This is a genomic window from Enterobacter sichuanensis (assembly GCF_002939185.1).
GTDB classification, from domain to species: Bacteria; Pseudomonadota; Gammaproteobacteria; order Enterobacterales; family Enterobacteriaceae; genus Enterobacter; species Enterobacter sichuanensis.
Window position 1 is genome coordinate 1 of the sequence record NZ_POVL01000068.1, and the last position, 18286, is coordinate 18286.

Below are 18286 nucleotides of genomic sequence, written 5' to 3' on the forward strand. Positions count from 1 at the left end.
CTTAACTTAACAAGACCTTTTGCCCTCCCCGTGAGGGCATTTTTTTAATGTGTTGGCGCATAATAACCGCCAATAATAAACCAGGCGAGTAGTCCCACAGCAAGCATAAAAATCACAAAAGGGAACAGATATCCAATTCTCATACAATAACCCTTATCTTTTCTCATATATACCAAGGTTATAATATCATAAACACCTGGTTTAAATTATGCAATTGCTACGAGAATAGGGCTATAGTCATACATCTTATGATTTATCAAAAAAATAACATAATATATTTTAATGGATATAATATATTTTGTGCATAAATAATATTCATTTTGGTCGGGTTTCAGGCATCTAAGTTCATAGCCGAATTTCTGTTACCTACCCAGCCTCCAAAAAAATACACATCGAATCACGAATTATGTACATTAAGGCCATAATTACGTATCTGTCTTTTAGTGACTCCTGGTAACGGAGGGCAAATGTCGTTTTCACTCAGTTATAATCAACTCTTTCAGGCTGCGGAAGCCGAGATTAAAAAATGTGACCTCCGTCAAAGTGGGAGATGTTATGCAATAGAGATCGATAGGGCCTCAGTAATTGTACGGTTCTGGTTTTTACTTGCACTGCGCGGGTATTCAGGTTTACCGGACATGGAGCGCATTGAAGTTGATATGCAGCGACTTGAAGAACTGATCCTTTCCAGAGTGCAGGACTAAACCTGTAAGCAAATACCTGCGCTGGGTGTGGTTTAGATACGCAAAGACAGCGCTGTTTTGTTGACAAACGCGGGTACGGCGCGGTTACAAATGCAAAATGACTGTTCATAGATTATGCGCTCTCAATTTTAGAATAGTCTTAAAACCCAGAGCACTGAACAAACGTTTCATTTTTTTCTTGAAAAATTTTTAGAAAAGTGAGAGTTATTTGTTACTTACAAAGCACAACAGAGGCATCATTCAAAAACCTTATTTATAGTGTGGTTAGGTGTGATTTATCTGAATAGTCAGTAATCTGTTTAATGTTAATTCATACTTATAAGAAACACTCTGAGGTTGCCAATGTCCACATTATCCATTGGTGTTTTATGGCTTTGGAATGTTTGAAGTTGCATGTGAAATGTGTGTTTAAAAACTGCAGACAGGTACACAGATGAAAATGTCAGATGCTGCTGTTTTTTAAATCAGGAAGACGAAGATGCCAGAAAAAGAGACCTTCAATAAAATTGAAAAAAATAGCCTTACACAACAGGTAGAAAATCGTCTTAAAGCCGCGTTTTTATCTGGAGCACTCAAACCTGGAAAACGTCTTATTGCACAAGAAATTGCAGAAGGATTGGGAACAAGTCTTACCCCAGTAAGGGAGGCACTCATGCGTCTTTCATCGTATGAGGTGATTCAAGCATCATTTTCGCGATCTTTCATCGTTCCTGAAGTTAAACAAGAGCATTATAATGATTTAATGTTCATGTGCAGAGATCTTGAAGCACATATCATAGCTTCAGTTTGTATGCATATCTCCAACATACAGATAAAAGAGCTTCAGGAACTAACTGAATTATTTTCAGAGTCAGTGAAAGAACATAACGTACAAAATGCTTTGAAAACTAACCGACTGGTACGTTTTAAACTATATCGTATTGCAGACAAACCGGTAGTCAGAGAATTTCTTCTCCAGGTGTGGTTAAGGCTTGGTCCATATTTCAATTTTATATACGAGGGGCACTCTGGCATGTTTACCAACCCATCACGTTTTAGCCCATTGCTTATAGCTCTTGAAAAAAGAGATGTTGAAGCTTCGCAATCAGCGATAGCTGTATTACTAGGAGAAAGCGATTCGCTCCTGAAAAGACAATTCTCGTAATCACAAGATTATTTACCTTTTAATTAAACAAATATTTTCTTAAAATAGAAAAATGACGTTATCTCCCTAAAGGCATGGGTTTTCTGGTCACTCTATCTTGCCAGGAGCGAGGAAAATCACCGACAGCGAGTTGAAACCGCGCAGCGGAAAGAATTCCTGGTTGGTCTGCGTCAGAAGCGAGAGGGCCCCCCCCGAGAAAAGATTGTTCCGAAAGTGCTTCACAAGCAACAAACCGGAATAAAATCGCAGTCCTTCCTGTCTAACAGGAGGACTGCGAAGGATCAATTTACTTAGCGTTCAGTAAATTAAAGCTCGTCATAAGGTTGCGATAATCGGGGATATGATTAGAGAACAGGTTACCCAGACCTTCAATATCATTGCGCCAGTCACGGTGCAATTCACATGCAACGCCAAACCATGACATTAACTGCACGCCAGCGTTAGACATTCGATCCCATGCCGCATCCCGAGTTATTGGATTGAAAGTACCCGACGCATCGGTAACAACAAACACATCGAATCCTTCTTCAATGGCAGAAAGGGCAGGGAAGGCAACGCATACTTCTGTGACTACACCCGCGATGATTAATTGTTTCTTGCCCGTTGCTTTAACAGCTTTAACGAAATCTTCGTTATCCCATGCGTTAATATTGCCAGGTCTGGCAATATAGGGAGCATCAGGGAATTGTTCTTGAAGTTCAGGGACTAATGGGCCATTAGGACCGTTTTCAAAACTGGTCGTCAGAATAGTTGGAAGACCAAAATACTTTGCCAGATCACCCAGTGCAAGAACGTTATTTTTGAACTTGTCCGGGTCAATGTCGCGTACTAAGGACAGGAGTCCGGTTTGATGGTCTACCATCAGAACGGCAGCGTCGTTTTTATCTAAACGAACATATGGCTTACTCATAATGTCACCTTTTCCCTTTAGTTACAGTGTGTTGGTGGAAGTGTGTTGCCGCGAAGGGTGAATTTATTATAGTTTGTTAAATCCACTTAGAAAGTAATGTTATCAGGACGCATTGTTCAGTTACTGGAACAATGCGCTCTGCTATAGTTTCCGGCTCAGAAATCTTTTTTGCGGAAGCTATCGCGGATGGCATCCCCCATCAGGCAGGTCAGGTTCATCCAGGTTGGCTCGACTGCGAAAGACGCCATGTTCGCGGCCATGTTGTCGAAAGCGCGCTTGTTCGTGTACAGCATGTGCCCTGGTGACATAAACCTGGCTTCCATGATCGCTTTCTCGACGTTTTCGTAATTGAGCAAATTGCCGAAGTTGCCGCGACCAGAAACGAACTTTTTGCCGGCCTCATTTCCTCCCCAGGTAAGATAAGGGTTAAGAAAAATGAAAGATGGCATGGCATTGATGGCGACCGCACCATATTCCAGGTCAGACACAGCCTGTTCGAGTACTTTCTGATGGGCTTTTCTGGTGTCCTCATCGATCAGGATCGCACTGGCGAGCGTGCCCAGTAGCTGGGTGTTGGCGAACTTGACGGCACCAGGGAGGAAGCCCGTGGCATTGGCTGGCAGGTCAAGTGGCACCTCAGCGAGTACCAGGCTGAACGCTTCATGTGAAGTGGCGTAGCCGCCGGGCTCAACTCCGGTGATCAATATGACATCGGAATGCGGATACTTGCCGCCTTCTGGGCGCAGTACTTCCGCCTCGGGATAGGCCTGTCGAAAACCCGCCACCACCTTGTCAGCTCCTGGGTAGTACATACCCATCGCCGGGGTCGTCTCCGCGAGTGCGACCCGCAGTGCATCAAGGAATTCCTTGCGCTGAGGCCAGTACTTACTTGTCACCAGGGTCTGAGGACGACCACAGTTCGCACCACCATTGAACTTTGCCATGGTGGCGATCTGCACTGCCTGGTGCTCAATTTCCTTCTTTGTCCAGGGCCGGTCGCCCGGCACGATGATGCACGGGTTGTTGCCGCCACATTCGGAGATCAGAGGCGTCTCAGTGGCTGACATGATGGCTTCGGCCGTTCCGGTTCCACCGGTAAAGTAGATCCTGGAGAGGCGGGGGTCGACGGTCAGGTCTTGTCCCTGATCGGCATCGCAGAAGCTCAGAACGTGCTGATCAATCAGTGGCTGCATGATCTTCGCCCAGATCCTGTCGGTTTCTTCGTTCAGGTGATGCGGCTTGTGCACGACCGCACAGTTCTCGAAGAAGATCGCTTTCAACACCTCGAGCGCCGAACTGTAGTTGCCGGCCCCCAGCACGGCAATAATACCGGCAGGCTTTTCCATCGGATTGATTTGTTTCGGTTCACCTTTCACACGGATGCGACTCTTCTGATCCGCGTACATCAACTTGTCCTTCCGCTCCTGCGGAAAGACATAAATGTCGTAGAGATCCTCGCTAACTTTTTCCACGCTCAGCGGTTGAGGCATCTTGCCGTCGAGAATGGATTCGTAAAGGTGAATGGCGGCCGAGACTGTACTCGCCATAGGAACGACGGTCGCAACCTTAGACATGGGGTGTGAAAAAAGAGGCGCACCGAGGATGCCATTCTTCATCTTGCTGTCAGCGAGGGCAAGGTCATCACCGTACTTCTTCATGTTTGCACGGATTTCCTCCAGAAGACGCAAACGTTCTGCGGGAGATGTTTCGGTCCATTTTTGGGGGGCCAGTTGGTCGATAGCGTTGGTAGCATTCATTGGAATTTCTCCATTGTTCAGATTGGACAGTTCAGGACAGATGGAGCGTGTCCGACCTGGTGCGATATTTACAGCTCACTATAGGACGCAAGCCGCGACAACGCTCTGGCAATCCGCGCCACGTTTAATGCGAGAGATGCCAGTACAGGGGCCAGAGCCCCGGAATGCTGCAGGATGGCGCAATGCGCTGTCATTGTGGCGCAGTTTGAAGGAGTATTAACGCATGACTGCTCTATACTCTGAGCGTCGGTTGAATGAGCAATAATGACGGAGTTCTGAGGGTGCAAAACAAAACGTTTCCAATGGATATCGGCTGGCTGGCCATACTGAAGGACCTGGGTGTTCAGCCTGGTCATGTATTGCGTCGGGCCGGTCTTCCGGACGATTTACTCTCCCGTGCGAGACAAGGACTGTCTACCGAAGACTATTTTCGTTTCTGGCGCGCTTTGGAAGCTGAGGCAAGTGATGTCATGTTTCCCTTACGCATCGTCGAGACCCTCTCGGCTGATTCTTTCAACCCGCCACTGTTCGCTGCCCTGTGCAGCGCTAATCTGGTACAGGCCATGCAGCGCCTCGCCAAATACAAGCAACTTGTGGCTCCCATGAGCCTGGAAGTAAACACGGGCGACGCAGGCGAGCTGGTAGTAACGCCTCGCTGGTTGTTGATGCAAACCGATGTGCCCTATTCGCTGCAAGTGGCCGAGATTGCGTTTTTCTTGCGACTGGCCAGACTCGCTACCCGTGAGCCCATTAAGGCGCATCGCGTCATCCTTCCGCCGCTTCCGTCCGCTCATTATCCCCGACGTTACGAGAATTTCTTCGGTGTGCCCGTGCAAAACGGGGAGTGCCCAGGTATCGCTTTCGCCGCTGTGGATGCTTTGCGTCCATTTCTGACGGTCAACGAAAGCATGTTTCGCGCGTTCGAACCTGATCTTCGCCGTCGGCTCAGTGAACTCGATGCGACGGCGTCTACTGCGGATCGCGTGCGTGCTGTCTTACTGGAACTGTTACCTGGTAATGCGGCTACCATTGAGAAAGCTGCAGAGCGACTGGGCTTGAGCAAGCGTACGCTTCAACGTCGCCTCGAAGAGGAGGGGGAAAACTTTCGAACCCTGGTCAATAGGGTGCGTGAGAGCCTCGCCCGCCACTACCTGGCAAATACCACGATGTCCGGCGCAGAAATCGCGTTCCTCCTCGGCTTCGAAGATCCCAACTCCTTTTATCGCGCATTTCAGCTCTGGACCGGGCAAACACCTGACAGTGCCCGCAATGCCATGCGCTTGAATTGAAGAAAAACATGGCGGTAGCCTTGTTGTTCGAAAGAGTGCACAGAAGCAACCTGATTTGAGAGAAAATTACCGATCCCTTATATGGTATTTCTTCCTTTATCAACCATGCTTAAGACGATAACAATTCCACACTGGTCGAGAACCTTAAATGCGCCATGCATCTATTCCCTTAGCTGCAGCCACGACAATTTTTATCCTGGGCGTTTTTATTATCAATTTACAGGTCTGGTATTCTGCACGAGCTGACAGCCTTGCCGGAGCCAATTATGTCGTCAGGAATGTGACTGTCATTCTTAAAGAGGCCCATCATGCCAGCCAGATGGCGATGCAGCTTGCTGAGCATGAGTGTGACGTGGAAGGGCAGTATCGGCTAGGGACTGAGGCAGCGCTACAGCCTCATCTCAGAACGATCGTCATTTTGAAAAATGATGCGGTCTGGTGCTCTTCGTTGCCGGGAAACCGCGTACTGCTGGTCAACAGCTTCGCGCTACCCGAAACAACGCTGCTACTCGTTCCTTCGGCCAGTACCGTCAACGGCCTGCCTGTTCTCGTTTATCAAACACATCATGCCGGAAGCCGCGTGATGGTGAGCATCAGCGACAGCCATATTCGGGATGCCCTGGATATGCCATTAAATGGTGTGAAATATTCATTACGCGTCGGCAATCGTCTTTTAAGTTTGTCAGATGATGTGGCGACAGCTGTGCCTGCAAATAACGAGATTTTAGCGGTAAAAGCCTCTGATTATCCTTTCTCAGTTGAATTTCACTCTCCGCCATTTTTTAGCCTGACGAGATTATTCAATCGGGCGGGCGGGGTGCTGCTATTCCTGCTGCTTATTTCCGCTTTTTCTGCGTATCTTCTTCAGCGATATCGTTCTAAGGACGTTTCCCCCGCAGAGTCGCTGCGCACCGCCATAGACAGAGATGAAATCATTCCCTATTACCAGCCCGTGGTGAGCGGTAAAGAGGGATCGTTGCGCGGGGTAGAAGTGCTGGCCAGATGGAAGCATCCGCAGTCAGGGTTTATCTCTCCCGCTTCATTTATTCCTCTTGCGGAGAAATCAGGCTTAATCATTCCCTTAACCCAGAGCTTAATGCGCCAGGTTGCTGCGCAGATGAATTCGATCTCAACGTTGCTGCCAGAAGGGTTTCATGTCGGCATTAACTTCAGTGCGTCTCATATTGTCTCCTCCACTTTTTTTGACGAGTGTCTGCAGTACAAACGCAGCTTTGTTCGCCATGATCTTAACCTTGTCGTTGAGGTGACCGAGCGTGAACCGCTTCATGTTGATGAACATCTCGTGAAGACCCTGAATGCGCTGCATGAGATAGGGTTTGCCATTGCCCTGGATGATTTTGGAACGGGATATTCAGGTCTGTCCTACCTGCAGGATCTGCACATTGATTACATCAAAATCGACCAAAGCTTTGTTGCGAGGGTGAATGCCAGTGAGGACTCAACCGTGATACTGGATTCGGTACTGGAGCTGGCAAAAAAACTGTCAATCAGTATTGTGGCGGAAGGGGTTGAAACACAAGAGCAACTTGATTATCTCACCCGAAATCATATTAAGTTTTTACAGGGGTTTTACTTCTACAAACCCACACCGTTTAAGGAACTGGTAAAAGTCCTGTTGTCGAAGCCGAAAGTGAAAGTAATGGTGGAATGAGGTTTATCAACGCTGTTTTACAGAATTAAACTCCTTCTATTTTAGCTATAATGCGACCTCCAAAACGTTTAACCGCCCGTGGCCAAAACAATGACGCTCAATCGCTTTTGCTATCTACTCCTGATTTTCGCTGCCATCGGCAGTCTGCTGACCCCGAATCCGTTGGTTATCTGGTTTCTGCTGATCAATGTTCTGACGATGGCCATATATGGCGCGGATAAAATGGCGGCGCGCAAAGGGATGCGCAGGGTCCCGGAAGCCACGTTGCTGATCTTCGGCGTGACGGGCGGCTGGCCTGGCGCCATTGTAGGCCAACAACTCTTTCGCCATAAAACCCAAAAACAGCCTTTTAAAACCTGTTTTTTTATCAGCGTCATTATCAGCATCGCTGTGATGGCGGCAGCGTATCATTTTTTCCCTTTTTCTCCTTAATGAGCGCATCGCACCTGGCTAATTAACCCTCCGTCACTGCCAATAGTGGTAGGGTTATTTTTGAGGGGTTGCTGTTTTTTGCAAAATCTGAATAATACGTGCAACAACACGGACGACAACATCCCATGAAAATAGCCTCTATTACACTGGCAGTACTGGTGGCCTTTTCTGCACCTTGCTGGTCTGCTTTTCAGGAGCGGGAATATAATACCTGGTATCTGAAGAATGCGGTGCTTTATGACATGACGCAAACCTCAGAGGGTTTCCCCGTCATGGTCAGCATATCCCAACCCGAGCGGCGTTCTGCCAATTTGCTGGTGTCCTATATCACTGAAGGGCAATGCAGCGAGAATAAACCACTGCTCAACGTTAACGGTAAAGTGCTGCCGGCAAAATATTTTTGTGTTCAGGTCGGGCGAAACAAAATTGAGCATTTTTCTGTGATCGATGCACAGAGCGTCAATGAGATGGTGACGCATCTGAAATCTGATTTCACTATCCTCCTGCAAAACGATATCAAAATTTGGGCCGCCAATATTAAAACGCCCAAATACGGGCTGACGCCGCGTTTTTAAAAATCCTGCTAAGCTTGTGGATTGTACCAGGAGCATGCGCATGATGAATAACGATGAACAAACAGGGCTAGTGGGGCTGGCGATTGGGGCCGCGGTTATTGGGCTGGTTTCAGCACAAACACCGATCCATCGCGATAGCATTGTTGATGAACTCGTCAGGCTCGGCAGGCAAAAAGGCGACGGTGTTGAAGATGAGGTTTTCCTTAAAGCTGCCGAACTGGTAAGAAAAGGGGTATAGTCAATGGCTGAAAAACGTCATGCAAAGTGCCATTGCGGTGAGGTGGCATTCACCGTTGAGCTCTCTGATGGCCTGAACACCGCACGGCGCTGCAGCTGTTCCTTCTGTCGAATGCGGGGCGCGGTCGTTGTCTCCGCGCCGCTGTCGGGGATTACGGTGACGAAAGGTGAGGATAAGCTCACCGAGTACCGCTTTAATACGGGAACAGCGCGGCACTTCTTCTGCTCGGTGTGCGGGATTTACACGTTTCATCAGCGGCGGTCGAATCCCAATGAATACGGCGTGAATGTCGCCTGTTTAGAAAACGTTTCTCCCTTTGATTTCCCGGTGGTCACGGTGATGGACGGTGTTAACCATCCCATGGATGGTGAAAGCGGGGTGTTTGGCTATCTCTCTTTTCGTGAGAAAGGGACGGGTCAGGCGTAATTGCCGCCTGGCCACTCTTTAAAGAGCCTGGCTATAGTGGAGAGTGGTTAACTGAAACAGGAGAAATTATGCTCTGTGTTGAAAAAGACGATCCGCGTGAGGCCCCGGAATCAGGGGATAAAAAGCCACAACCCGTGAAAAAATAACGCAACAGCTGCGTTTATCCGCCACCGGCTCTGCTGGTGGCTTTTTATTTGCCAGGTAATAAGGCTAGCTGCCATCCAGGTGATTTAACAGCGCGCCAAGATGCCCGACAATATCAGCAAAATCAAAAATTAATGCCATCCATAGCAGCGCTAAAAGAGCAAGGACGGTAAGGGATACTCGATTAAACAACGCTATTATCCTTAGTGGGTAAAGGCTTTCAGCTTAGTTTAATCACTTTTATCTCAACCTACAGTCAACCACGGCATTCAGGAATGCCTTTTTTGTGACACACGTAAAAAACTGGCGAGCCCGCACCGTGATGCGGGCTCAGGCAATCAGAACTGGTAGACCAGACCTAACGCGACGACATCATCCGTGCCGATGCCGTTGTTTTTGTAGAAGCTGTCATCTTCATCCAGCAGGTTGATTTTGTAATCAACGTAGGTGGACATGTTTTTGTTGAAGTAGTAAGTCGCGCCGATGTCAGCGTATTTAACCAGATCCTGGTCACCCTGGCCGTTGCCCAGGTCTTTACCTTTAGACTGCAGGTAGGAAAGGGTCGGACGCAGGCCGAAATCGAACTGGTACTGCGCGGTCACTTCGAAGTTCTGGGTTTTATTCGCCACGGCGTCGGTGTTATCACCATACGGCGTCATATTGCGGGTTTCAGAGTACATTGCCGCCAGATAGATGTTATTGGCGTCATATTTCAAACCTGCAGTCCATGCATCCGCTTTGTCGCCACCGGCGGTCGTGTTCATCACCTGCTCGTTGGTACGGTCAGAAGAGGTGTAGGCTGCGCCCGCGGTGATGCCCATGCCAAAGTCATAGGTGGTGGAGATACCGAAACCGTCGCCGTTCTCGTGACGCGTGTCGCGACCGTTGTTGGTTCCTTCCTGATTGTTGCTGGCGTCTTCATTTTTGCCCTGATACTGCAGCGCAAAGTTCAGGCCCTGTACCAGACCATAGAAGTCGGTATTACGGTAAGTTGCCACGCCGTTGGCACGGCCAGTCATGAAGTTGTCGGCTTTGGTGTAGGAATCGCCACCAAACTCCGGCAGCATATCGGTCCAGCCTTCCACGTCGTACAGAACACCATAGTTACGACCGTAATCGAAGGAGCCATAATCACCCACTTTTACGCCAGCAAAGGCCAGACGCGTCCAGGACTGGTTATCAGATCCTTCCGTGTTGTTGGCCTGAATGTTGTATTCCCACTGTGCATAACCGGTCATCATGTCGTTGATCTGGGTTTCACCTTTGAAGCCCAGACGCATGTAGGTTTGATCCCCGTCAGCGCCTTTATCGTCGGAGAAGTAGTGCAGACCATCTACTTTTCCGTACAGATCTAATTTATTGCCGTCTTTATTATAAATCTCTGCTGCATGCGTTGCGCCAGCCATTAACAGAGCCGGAATCATCAGGGCCAGTACTTTTCTTTGCATTATGATATTCCTTTGCGGTTGTTTTTATTTAATAATCTGTTGAACTTCCCGAATCAGAAAGTTGTCTCATGCTAAATCACTCCTGAGTAAGAGTAATAAATTATAATTGTTACTAATTAAGTAAAATCTAAACCGAATAAATCAGCAGTAATGATCATTGGTTTGATGAATGTTTTAAGGTTAAGTATATTAAATTAAAATTATTAAACTGAACTAAATTACGTTAATCTTAGCGGCGTTATATGCCTTTAAGATTATTTATCCATAATTCCCATGAATGTTATTCAGGAAACTAAATAGATATTCATTAATTATCTGGATGCGCCCGGTGTGAAAATACCGGGCTTTTTTATGGCAAAAAAATGCCCGGACAAGCCGGGCAGAGAAACTAGTCGCTGGTCGATTTTTCGGCTTTACCCGCCATTTGCGCGAGGAAATCATACCGTTTTTGCAGGTCGGCTGCGGCGTCTTTCCAGAGCTGTTCAGCCACCTCCGGCTGCTGGGCGTTAAGGCGACGGAAGCGTTGTTCCTGCATTAACGTCTCGGCCAGGGCGTCTGACGGCGGACGCGAATCAAGCGCCAGTGGTAATTTCCCTTCGTCCGCACGGCGTGGGTCGAACCGGTAGAGCGGCCAGAAACCGGTCGCCGTCAGCTGTCGCATCTGATCGTGGCTAAGCGCCAGGTCATATCCATGCTCTTCGCAAGGGCTGTAGGCAATGATCAGCGACGGGCCAGGGTACGCTTCCGCTTCCTGAATCGCTTTTACCGTCTGGTTAAGCTGCGCGCCCAGCGAGATTTGCGCGACGTAAACGTGACCATACATCATCATGCTCACACCAAGATCTTTACGCGCTTTGCGTTTACCGTGTTCACCAAATTTCGTGACCGCGCCTAACGGCGTGGCTTTTGATGCCTGGCCGCCGGTATTGGAATAACACTGCGTATCCAGCACCAGGATGTTGACGTTTTCGGTCAGGCTCAGCACGTGATCCAGCCCGCCAAAGCCGATGTCGTAGGCCCAGCCGTCACCACCAATCAGCCAGATCGATTTTTCGACCAGGGCGTCGGCGTCAGTCAGCAGTTGCTGTGCACCGTCTACACCCTTCAGGGCGTTGCGCAGTGCTGCGACCTGCTCGCGACGAACCTCCGGTGTGGCTTCAGCGTGCAGCGCCGCGTTCAGCTCAGCAGGGATGTTATCGGCAAACTGGTCCAGCAGGCGCATCACGCGGGCGCGATGCTGATCGACGGTTAAGCGGAAGCCCAGACCAAACTCGGCGTTATCCTCAAACAATGAGTTCGCCCAGGCCGGGCCGCGGCCGTTGGCGTCGGTGGTGTACGGCGTGGAGGGCAGGTTACCGCCATAGATAGATGAACAGCCGGTCGCGTTGGCAATCAGCATCCGGTCACCGTACAGTTGGGTAAGCAGCTTGATATACGGCGTTTCCCCACAGCCGGAGCAGGCACCGGAGTATTCGAACAGTGGGGTGATCAGCTGTGAAGTCCGGATATCAATACGTTCCAGTTTGCTGCGATCGATTTCCGGCAGACTCAGGAAGAAGTCATAATTCACTTTCTCTTCTTCGACGTGCTCCAGACGTGACATCATATTGATGGCTTTGATGTCCGGGTTCTGCCGATCCTTCGCCGGGCAGACCTCAACGCACAGGTTACAGCCGGTGCAATCTTCCGGTGCGACCTGCAGTACGTATTTCTGTCCACGCATATCGCGGGATTTCACGTCCAGCGAGTGGAGGCTGGCCGGGGCGGACTCCATCTCTTCCGGGGAAACCACTTTGGCGCGAATGGCAGAGTGCGGGCAGGCCGCCACGCAGTGGTTGCATTGCGTACACAGCTCTTCTTTCCAGACAGGGATCGCTTCGGCGATGTTGCGTTTTTCCCAGCGGGTGGTGCCCATCGGCCAGGTGCCATCCGGCGGTAGCGCCGAGACGGGCAGGGCGTCGCCCAGCCCGGCCAGCATCGCCGCCGTTACGGTCTTAACAAAATCAGGCGCCGCATCGGACACTACCGGAGGACGGTTCGGGCTTGCGGCATTGACCGGCTGTAGCGGGACCTCAAACAGCGACTCGCGGGCCAGCGCCAGCGCCTGCCAGTTGCGTTCTACCAGTTCCTGACCTTTACTGCTGTAGCTTTTGGCAATCGCCCCCTGCAGTTCCATTAACGCGCTGTCACCCGGCAGAATGTTGGTCAGATGGAAGAAGGCCATTTGCATAACGGTATTGATACGCGCGGCCAGGCCACATTCGCGGGCTATTTTTGCCGCGTTAACCACGTAGAAGCGGGCTTTTTTCTGATTAAGCACCGCCTGAACCTCCTGCGGCAGGCGCGACCAGACCTCCTCTGCGCTGTATGGGGTATTCAGGAGAAAAATACCGCCGGGTTTCAGGCGCTCAGCCATCTGGTATTTATCGATAAACTGCAGCTGGTGGCAGCCAACAAAGTCAGCCTGAGAAATAAGATAGGCAGAACGGATAGGCTGTTCACTCACGCGCAGGTGGGAAACGGTCAGACCACCGGCTTTTTTGGAGTCATAGACAAAGTACCCCTGGGCATACCATGGCGTCGAATTACCGATGATTTTGATGTTGTTTTTGGTCGCGGAGACGCTCCCGTCGCTGCCGAGACCGTAGAACAGCGCCTCAAGTTTGGCCGTCGAGGGCAGGGTGTTTTCCGGTAAGGTCAGGGACAGATTCGTCACATCGTCATAGATGCCGACGGTAAAGCGCGGCCTCGGCTTCGCTTCGCTGAGTTCGTTGAATACCGCCAGCACGCAGTCTGGTCCGAACTCTTTGGAGGACAAACCATAGCGACCTCCGATCACGCGCGGTAGCGTTTCTCGCTCGCCCTGATTAAAGGCTTCTGCCAGGGCCGTCATCACATCCAGATACAGCGGTTCCGCCTGTGCGCCCGGCTCTTTGGTGCGATCGAGCACCGCAATGGCACGCGCACTTTCCGGCAGCGCAGAGAGCAGATGTTTCGCCGAGAACGGACGATAGAGACGCACTTTCAGCACGCCAACTTTTTCACCGCGCGTCAGCAGTTCATCCACGACTTCCTCGCAGGTACCAATCGCTGAACCCATCAGCACAATAACGCGCTCTGCCTGCGGATGGCCGTAGTACTCAAACGGCTTATATTCCCGGCCGGTGGCAGCGGCAAAGTCATTCATCGCCTGTTCAACATGGTCGTACACCGCGTTGTACCACGGGTTAGTGGCCTCACGAGACTGGAAATAAGTATCCGGGTTTGCCGATGTTCCGCGAATAACAGGGTGTTCCGGGTTAAGGGCTCGGGCGCGATGGGCGTCGATCTCCGCCTGCGGCAGCAGATTCAGGATAGTATCGTCTGCCAGCGGGACGATTTTATTGATCTCATGCGAGGTGCGGAACCCATCAAAGAAATGAATAAACGGAACCCGGCTTTTGAGTGTGGCGATATGCGAAATGAGGGCAAAGTCCTGAGCTTCCTGAACGCTGCTGGCGCACAGCATGGCGCAACCGGTCTGGCGCACGGCCATCACGTCAGAGTGATCGCCAAAAATAGAGAGCGCGTGGGTGGCAACGGTACGTGCAGCAACATGCAGAACGAAGGGGGTCAGTTGACCCGCAAGTTTGTACAGCGTCGGGATCATTAACAATAATCCCTGAGAAGAGGTAAAGGACGTGGAAAGTGCGCCGGTCTGCAGTGCGCCATGTACCGTCGCAATCGCACCGGCTTCGGACTGCATTTCAACCACTCTTGGGACATCGCCCCAGACGTTTTTTAACCCGTTACCGGCCCAGGCATCTGCCTGCTCAGCCATGGTGGAGCTTGGCGTAATCGGGTAGATGGCGATAACTTCACTGGTGCGAAACGCGACTGAGGCAACTGCACCATTACCGTCAATAGTTTGCATAGGACAACACCCTTACATTGCGCAAAAAATAGGGGTCTGTATTACGGCAACAAACCCTGAATATTATCTGTGTATTCTAGCAAACAGGGGATTTTTCGATTTTCGCTTTTGTGTCCTCGTTATTCTTGCCATCAATGAGTAGATCAAACTTTTGGCAGAAAAATTGCGAGAATTTGTTTCAGAAGCGCATAAATACGCACTTCCGATCTCGACGACACGGGATGGGATGCCTATTATGCATAGGTTTCGCATTATTCATGGGGGGGAGAGCATGCGCTCAGCGTTTTTGGTAGGGTGTGCCGCATTATTGTTGTCGGCATGCAGCAGTGAACCTGTCCAGCAGGCAACGGCCGCTCACGTGGCACCGGGAATGAAAGCCGCGATGTCCAGCTCCGGTCAGGCTAACTGCGCGATGATTGGCGGTTCGCTGTCGGTGGCCCGCCAGCTCGATGGTTCGGCTATTGGGATGTGCGCCTTGCCAAATGGCAAACGCTGTAGTGAACAGTCGCTTGCCGTTGGAACTTGCGGTAATTACTGATTAGTCTGCACGCTTAAACATCAGCGTTTTATCGGCTGTCGCCAGCGTTAACTGGTCTTCAGTCAGGTCGACCTGCGCCCCTTTGCGCAGCATGTCGCCGATGGCCTGATCCAGTTCGTTAAGCTGTGGTTCAGTACAGAGCTTGCGCGTCATGGCCAGCGTTTTCACCTTCAGCTCGCCTTCGGACAATTTCCCCTGTCCGCTGAAGCGGTTACACATTGTGCCTGAAACGCTGATGTTATTAACCAGGCTGATATCTGACAGTGCGTTAAAACTGATCTCAGGTGACGTCGTCGTGCTCTTCACGGCCTTACCGTTCACATTTTCCAGCACAAAGCGGTGGCTGGTGAGCTGTTCCGGCTGAACGGAAGCTTTACCCGGATTAACGCAGCCGGTGAGGACAAGACTGATAACACTTAACGCCATGAGCTTTTTCATTTTTCTTCTCAAACTATAAATACCGTGAATCTGTTTCCAGTGTAACGATACGCCAGCGTGGGGTAATGGGGTTTATCTGAAAGTGCGGGGGAGATGTCGGGCAACGCGACGGCTGCCCGGAATAATGTTAGTGCGATTTAAACCCTGCCGCTGTCATCAACATGCGAAAGAGCATACTGACAGCAGCCAGCGCGAGTACGCTGCCGCCCCAGATAATGGCCAGCCACAGTAATCTTTTCCAGACCGGTTGTTGCATCAGTGATAACCCTCCCCATGCTGAACTTTGCCGCGAAATACGTAGTAACTCCAGAAGGTGTAGACCAGGATAACGGGAATGATCAACAGCGCGCCCACCAGCATAAAGCCCTGACTCTGCGTCGGTGCGGCGGCCTGCCACAGGGTGATTGACGGAGGAATGATGTGTGGCCAGATGCTGATCCCCAGCCCGCTAAAGCCGAGGAATATCAGCCCCAGCGTCAGGACGAACGGACGATTATGGCTGTCGGGATTACTCAGACAGCGCCATTGATACAGGCTCAACATCACTACCAGCGCCGGGACGGGCAGCAGATAAAACAGATTCGGCAGCGTAAACCAGCGCGCGGCGATGGCCGGCTGCGCCAGTGGCGTCCAGAGGCTGATCGCCGCAATAAACGCCAGCAGCACGAGTAACAGCATTTTCGACACCTCACGCATCCGCTGTTGCAGGGGATTTTCGCTTTTCATCACCAGCCAGGTCGCGCCTAACAGCGCATACGCGACGACCAGCCCCGCACCGCAGAACAGATTAAACGCGGTAAACCAGTCAAATGGCCCGCCGGTATAGGCCCGGCCGGTGACGGTAAAGCCGTTAATGACCGCGCCGACCGTTACACCCTGGGTAAACGTCGCCAGAATGGAACCGCCAATAAACGCCTTGTCCCAGAACGGACGGTGCGCTGGCGTGGCTTTAAAACGAAACTCAAACGCTACGCCACGAAAAATAAGACCGATCAGCATTAATGTCAGCGGAATGGTGAGGGCATCAATAATCACGGCGTAGGCCAGCGGAAACGCGCCGAACAGGGCTGCCCCGCCAAGGACCAGCCAGGTTTCATTCCCGTCCCAGATCGGCGCGACGCTGTTGACCATCACATCGCGATCGTCGGCGTTTTGCGTGGCCGGGAATAAAATACCGATCCCCAGATCAAAACCGTCCATGACGATATACATCAGCGTGGCGAAGACAATGATGACAAACCAGATAATGGAAAGATCGATACCCATTATGGCTGCTCCTTATGTTCAGTTGTGACGGCAGAAAGCGGGCGCGCCGGACGTCCGTCGGACTCGGTAGCGAAAGATTCATGCGGCTGCGGGCCTTTGCGGATGAGACGCACCATATAGCTGTAACCCACGCCAAACACCGAGGTGTAAACGATGAAGAAAGCCAGCAAACTCACGCTCATATGCAGATCGCCATGGGCGGAGACGGCGTCCTTCGTGCGCTGAAGGCCGTAGACCACCCACGGCTGACGGCCCACTTCGGTGGTTACCCATCCCGCCAGAATAGCAATCAACCCGGATGGCCCCATCAGCAGGGCAAACCACAGGAAAGGACGGGAAGAATAAACGCGTTTTTTGTAGCGCAGCCAGAGTGCCGTCACGCCAAGCAGCAGCATCAGCATGCCCAGGCCCGCCATGATGCGGAAAGACCAGAAGACAATGGTGGAGTTAGGCCTGTCTTCCCTGGGAAACTCTTTGAGTGCCGGAACCTGTTTATCCAGGCTGTGCGTCAGGATAAGGCTGCCGAGTGCGGGGATCTCCAGCCCAAAGCGGGTGCGCTCCTGTTCCATATCCGGCCAGCCGAACAGCAGCAGCGGGGTAGGTTCACCGGGTGGGTTTTCCCAGTGGCCTTCAATGGCGGCAATTTTCGCCGGCTGGTGCTTTAAGGTGTTCAGCCCGTGCATATCGCCAACCATGGCCTGGATGGGGGCGACAATCAGCGTCATCCACAGCGCCATCGAAAACATCGCGCGAATCGCGGGGGTATTATTCCCGCGCAGCAGATGCCATGCCGCGGATGCGCCAACAAACAGGGCGCTACTCAGAAACGCGGCTATCGACATATGCAGCAGGCGATAAGGGAAGGAGGGGTTAAATACCACGGCGAACCAGTCCACCGGTACCACCTGACCGTTGACGATCTCATAGCCCTGCGGGGTCTGCATCCAGCTGTTTGAGGAGAGGATCCAGAAGGTGGAGATGATGGTCCCCAGCGCCACCATACAGGTGGAGAAAAAGTGCAGCCCCGGCCCGACTTTGTTCCAGCCGAACAGCATCACCCCGAGGAACCCGGCTTCGAGGAAGAAAGCGGTGAGCACTTCATAGGTCAGCAGCGGACCGGTAATGCTGCCCGCAAACTGTGAAAATCCGCTCCAGTTGGTACCAAACTGGTAGGCCATCACCAGCCCGGAGACCACGCCCATGCCAAAGTTAACCGCAAAGATCTTCGACCAGAAATGGTACAGCGAGCGCCAGACCGGATTTTTTGTTTTTAACCACAGGCCTTCAAGCACGGCAAGATAGCTGGCGAGACCGATGGTGATTGCCGGGAAAATAATGTGAAAGGATACGGTAAAGGCAAACTGTATCCGTGCAAGGTGAAAAGCATCTAAG

Annotated in this window: 19 protein-coding genes; 10 read left to right on the forward strand and 9 right to left on the reverse strand. The window is 51.1% G+C overall.

The features are described 5' to 3' along the window. Nucleotides 1-44: 44 nt before the first annotated feature. Nucleotides 45-167 carry a YoaK family small membrane protein gene (locus C5687_RS24660; RefSeq protein ID WP_373467674.1) on the reverse strand — a complete coding sequence of 41 codons (123 nt, stop codon included), beginning with the start codon at nt 165-167 and terminating at the stop codon, nt 45-47. Nucleotides 168-467: 300 nt separating this feature from the next. On the opposite strand from C5687_RS24660, the gene C5687_RS21510 reads away from it, so the two are divergent. Both C5687_RS21510 and C5687_RS21515 read left to right on the forward strand, forming a co-directional pair. After that, on the forward strand, nt 468-704 hold the full coding sequence (locus C5687_RS21510) for a hypothetical protein (protein WP_104557858.1): 237 nt from the start codon (nt 468-470) through the stop codon (nt 702-704). A 478-nt stretch (nt 705-1182) separates the two neighbouring features. Continuing rightward, nucleotides 1183-1848: a GntR family transcriptional regulator gene (locus C5687_RS21515; RefSeq protein ID WP_104557860.1), complete on the forward strand. Its 666-nt coding sequence runs from the start codon at nt 1183-1185 to the stop codon at nt 1846-1848. A gap of 286 nt (nt 1849-2134) precedes the next feature. On the opposite strand, the gene ycaC is transcribed toward C5687_RS21515, so the two are convergent. Then, entirely contained in the window at nt 2135-2758 is a 624-nt protein-coding gene (gene ycaC, locus C5687_RS21520; protein ID WP_104557862.1) for an isochorismate family cysteine hydrolase YcaC, read from the reverse strand. Nucleotides 2759-2913: 155 nt separating this feature from the next. Next, complete coding sequence (locus C5687_RS21525) at nt 2914-4515, reverse strand: aldehyde dehydrogenase family protein (RefSeq protein WP_104557863.1); 1602 nt, start codon at nt 4513-4515, stop codon at nt 2914-2916. Nucleotides 4516-4796: 281 nt separating this feature from the next. Between C5687_RS21525 and C5687_RS21530 the strand changes: the two genes are divergently transcribed. From C5687_RS21530 to C5687_RS25135, 7 genes are all read left to right on the forward strand, one after another. Next, a complete protein-coding gene (locus tag C5687_RS21530; RefSeq protein ID WP_104557865.1) occupies nt 4797-5804 on the forward strand; it encodes an AraC family transcriptional regulator in 1008 nt (335 codons plus the stop codon). 148 nt (nt 5805-5952) lie between these two features. Next, nucleotides 5953-7476, forward strand: a complete 1524-nt coding sequence (locus tag C5687_RS21535; protein WP_104557867.1) for an EAL domain-containing protein — start codon at nt 5953-5955, stop codon at nt 7474-7476. Nucleotides 7477-7566: 90 nt separating this feature from the next. After that, nucleotides 7567-7908, forward strand: coding sequence for a DUF1294 domain-containing protein (locus C5687_RS21540; RefSeq protein ID WP_104557869.1), 342 nt, complete (start codon nt 7567-7569; stop codon nt 7906-7908). A gap of 125 nt (nt 7909-8033) precedes the next feature. After that, nucleotides 8034-8483 (forward strand): hypothetical protein, encoded by a 450-nt coding sequence (locus C5687_RS21545; RefSeq protein WP_025759102.1) that lies wholly within the window; start codon nt 8034-8036, stop codon nt 8481-8483. Nucleotides 8484-8523: 40 nt separating this feature from the next. After that, nucleotides 8524-8721 (forward strand): hypothetical protein, encoded by a 198-nt coding sequence (locus C5687_RS21550; protein ID WP_025759104.1) that lies wholly within the window; start codon nt 8524-8526, stop codon nt 8719-8721. 3 nt (nt 8722-8724) lie between these two features. Beyond that, nucleotides 8725-9147 carry a GFA family protein gene (locus tag C5687_RS21555; RefSeq protein WP_104557871.1) on the forward strand — a complete coding sequence of 141 codons (423 nt, stop codon included), beginning with the start codon at nt 8725-8727 and terminating at the stop codon, nt 9145-9147. Nucleotides 9148-9215: 68 nt separating this feature from the next. Further along, nucleotides 9216-9293 (forward strand): hypothetical protein, encoded by a 78-nt coding sequence (locus C5687_RS25135; protein WP_223239581.1) that lies wholly within the window; start codon nt 9216-9218, stop codon nt 9291-9293. A gap of 336 nt (nt 9294-9629) precedes the next feature. Here C5687_RS25135 and ompC read toward each other — a convergent pair whose 3' ends face one another. Both ompC and nifJ read right to left on the reverse strand, forming a co-directional pair. Continuing rightward, complete coding sequence (gene ompC / locus C5687_RS21560; RefSeq protein WP_025759106.1) at nt 9630-10739, reverse strand: porin OmpC; 1110 nt, start codon at nt 10737-10739, stop codon at nt 9630-9632. A gap of 388 nt (nt 10740-11127) precedes the next feature. Continuing rightward, nucleotides 11128-14652 carry a pyruvate:ferredoxin (flavodoxin) oxidoreductase gene (gene nifJ / locus C5687_RS21565; protein WP_104557873.1) on the reverse strand — a complete coding sequence of 1175 codons (3525 nt, stop codon included), beginning with the start codon at nt 14650-14652 and terminating at the stop codon, nt 11128-11130. Between the two features lie 271 nt (nt 14653-14923). Here nifJ and C5687_RS21570 point away from each other — a divergent pair, with 271 nt between their 5' ends. Then, on the forward strand, nt 14924-15190 hold the full coding sequence (locus C5687_RS21570) for a putative hemolysin (RefSeq protein ID WP_025759109.1): 267 nt from the start codon (nt 14924-14926) through the stop codon (nt 15188-15190). On the opposite strand, the gene hslJ is transcribed toward C5687_RS21570, so the two are convergent. The 4 genes from hslJ to C5687_RS21590 all read right to left on the reverse strand — a co-directional run. After that, nucleotides 15191-15628, reverse strand: coding sequence for a heat shock protein HslJ (gene hslJ, locus C5687_RS21575; protein WP_104557875.1), 438 nt, complete (start codon nt 15626-15628; stop codon nt 15191-15193). A gap of 127 nt (nt 15629-15755) precedes the next feature. Continuing rightward, a complete protein-coding gene (locus tag C5687_RS21580; RefSeq protein ID WP_008501283.1) occupies nt 15756-15884 on the reverse strand; it encodes a DUF2474 domain-containing protein in 129 nt (42 codons plus the stop codon). Then, a complete protein-coding gene (gene cydB, locus C5687_RS21585) occupies nt 15884-16894 on the reverse strand; it encodes a cytochrome d ubiquinol oxidase subunit II (protein ID WP_104557877.1) in 1011 nt (336 codons plus the stop codon). Before cydB ends, C5687_RS21580 begins: the two co-directional genes overlap by 1 nt. Continuing rightward, the coding region (locus tag C5687_RS21590; RefSeq protein ID WP_104557879.1) for a cytochrome ubiquinol oxidase subunit I at nt 16894-18286 on the reverse strand (1393 nt) is incomplete at its 5' end. The genes C5687_RS21590 and cydB, both read right to left, overlap by 1 nt.

Excerpts from the sequence above, each read along its gene's own strand:
- C5687_RS24660 (WP_373467674.1), bottom strand. The coding sequence starts at position 167 with ATGAGAAAAGATAAGGGTTATTGTATGAGAATTGGATATCTGTTCCCT.
- C5687_RS21510 (WP_104557858.1), top strand. The coding sequence starts at position 468 with ATGTCGTTTTCACTCAGTTATAATCAACTCTTTCAGGCTGCGGAAGCC.
- C5687_RS21515 (WP_104557860.1), top strand. The coding sequence starts at position 1,183 with ATGCCAGAAAAAGAGACCTTCAATAAAATTGAAAAAAATAGCCTTACA.
- ycaC (WP_104557862.1), bottom strand. The coding sequence starts at position 2,758 with ATGAGTAAGCCATATGTTCGTTTAGATAAAAACGACGCTGCCGTTCTG.
- C5687_RS21525 (WP_104557863.1), bottom strand. The coding sequence starts at position 4,515 with ATGAATGCTACCAACGCTATCGACCAACTGGCCCCCCAAAAATGGACC.
- C5687_RS21535 (WP_104557867.1), top strand. The coding sequence starts at position 5,953 with ATGCGCCATGCATCTATTCCCTTAGCTGCAGCCACGACAATTTTTATC.
- C5687_RS21540 (WP_104557869.1), top strand. The coding sequence starts at position 7,567 with ATGACGCTCAATCGCTTTTGCTATCTACTCCTGATTTTCGCTGCCATC.
- C5687_RS21545 (WP_025759102.1), top strand. The coding sequence starts at position 8,034 with ATGAAAATAGCCTCTATTACACTGGCAGTACTGGTGGCCTTTTCTGCA.
- C5687_RS21550 (WP_025759104.1), top strand. The coding sequence starts at position 8,524 with ATGATGAATAACGATGAACAAACAGGGCTAGTGGGGCTGGCGATTGGG.
- C5687_RS21555 (WP_104557871.1), top strand. The coding sequence starts at position 8,725 with ATGGCTGAAAAACGTCATGCAAAGTGCCATTGCGGTGAGGTGGCATTC.
- C5687_RS25135 (WP_223239581.1), top strand. The coding sequence starts at position 9,216 with ATGCTCTGTGTTGAAAAAGACGATCCGCGTGAGGCCCCGGAATCAGGG.
- ompC (WP_025759106.1), bottom strand. The coding sequence starts at position 10,739 with ATGCAAAGAAAAGTACTGGCCCTGATGATTCCGGCTCTGTTAATGGCT.
- nifJ (WP_104557873.1), bottom strand. The coding sequence starts at position 14,652 with ATGCAAACTATTGACGGTAATGGTGCAGTTGCCTCAGTCGCGTTTCGC.
- C5687_RS21570 (WP_025759109.1), top strand. The coding sequence starts at position 14,924 with ATGCGCTCAGCGTTTTTGGTAGGGTGTGCCGCATTATTGTTGTCGGCA.
- hslJ (WP_104557875.1), bottom strand. The coding sequence starts at position 15,628 with ATGAAAAAGCTCATGGCGTTAAGTGTTATCAGTCTTGTCCTCACCGGC.
- C5687_RS21580 (WP_008501283.1), bottom strand. The coding sequence starts at position 15,884 with ATGCAACAACCGGTCTGGAAAAGATTACTGTGGCTGGCCATTATCTGG.
- cydB (WP_104557877.1), bottom strand. The coding sequence starts at position 16,894 with ATGGGTATCGATCTTTCCATTATCTGGTTTGTCATCATTGTCTTCGCC.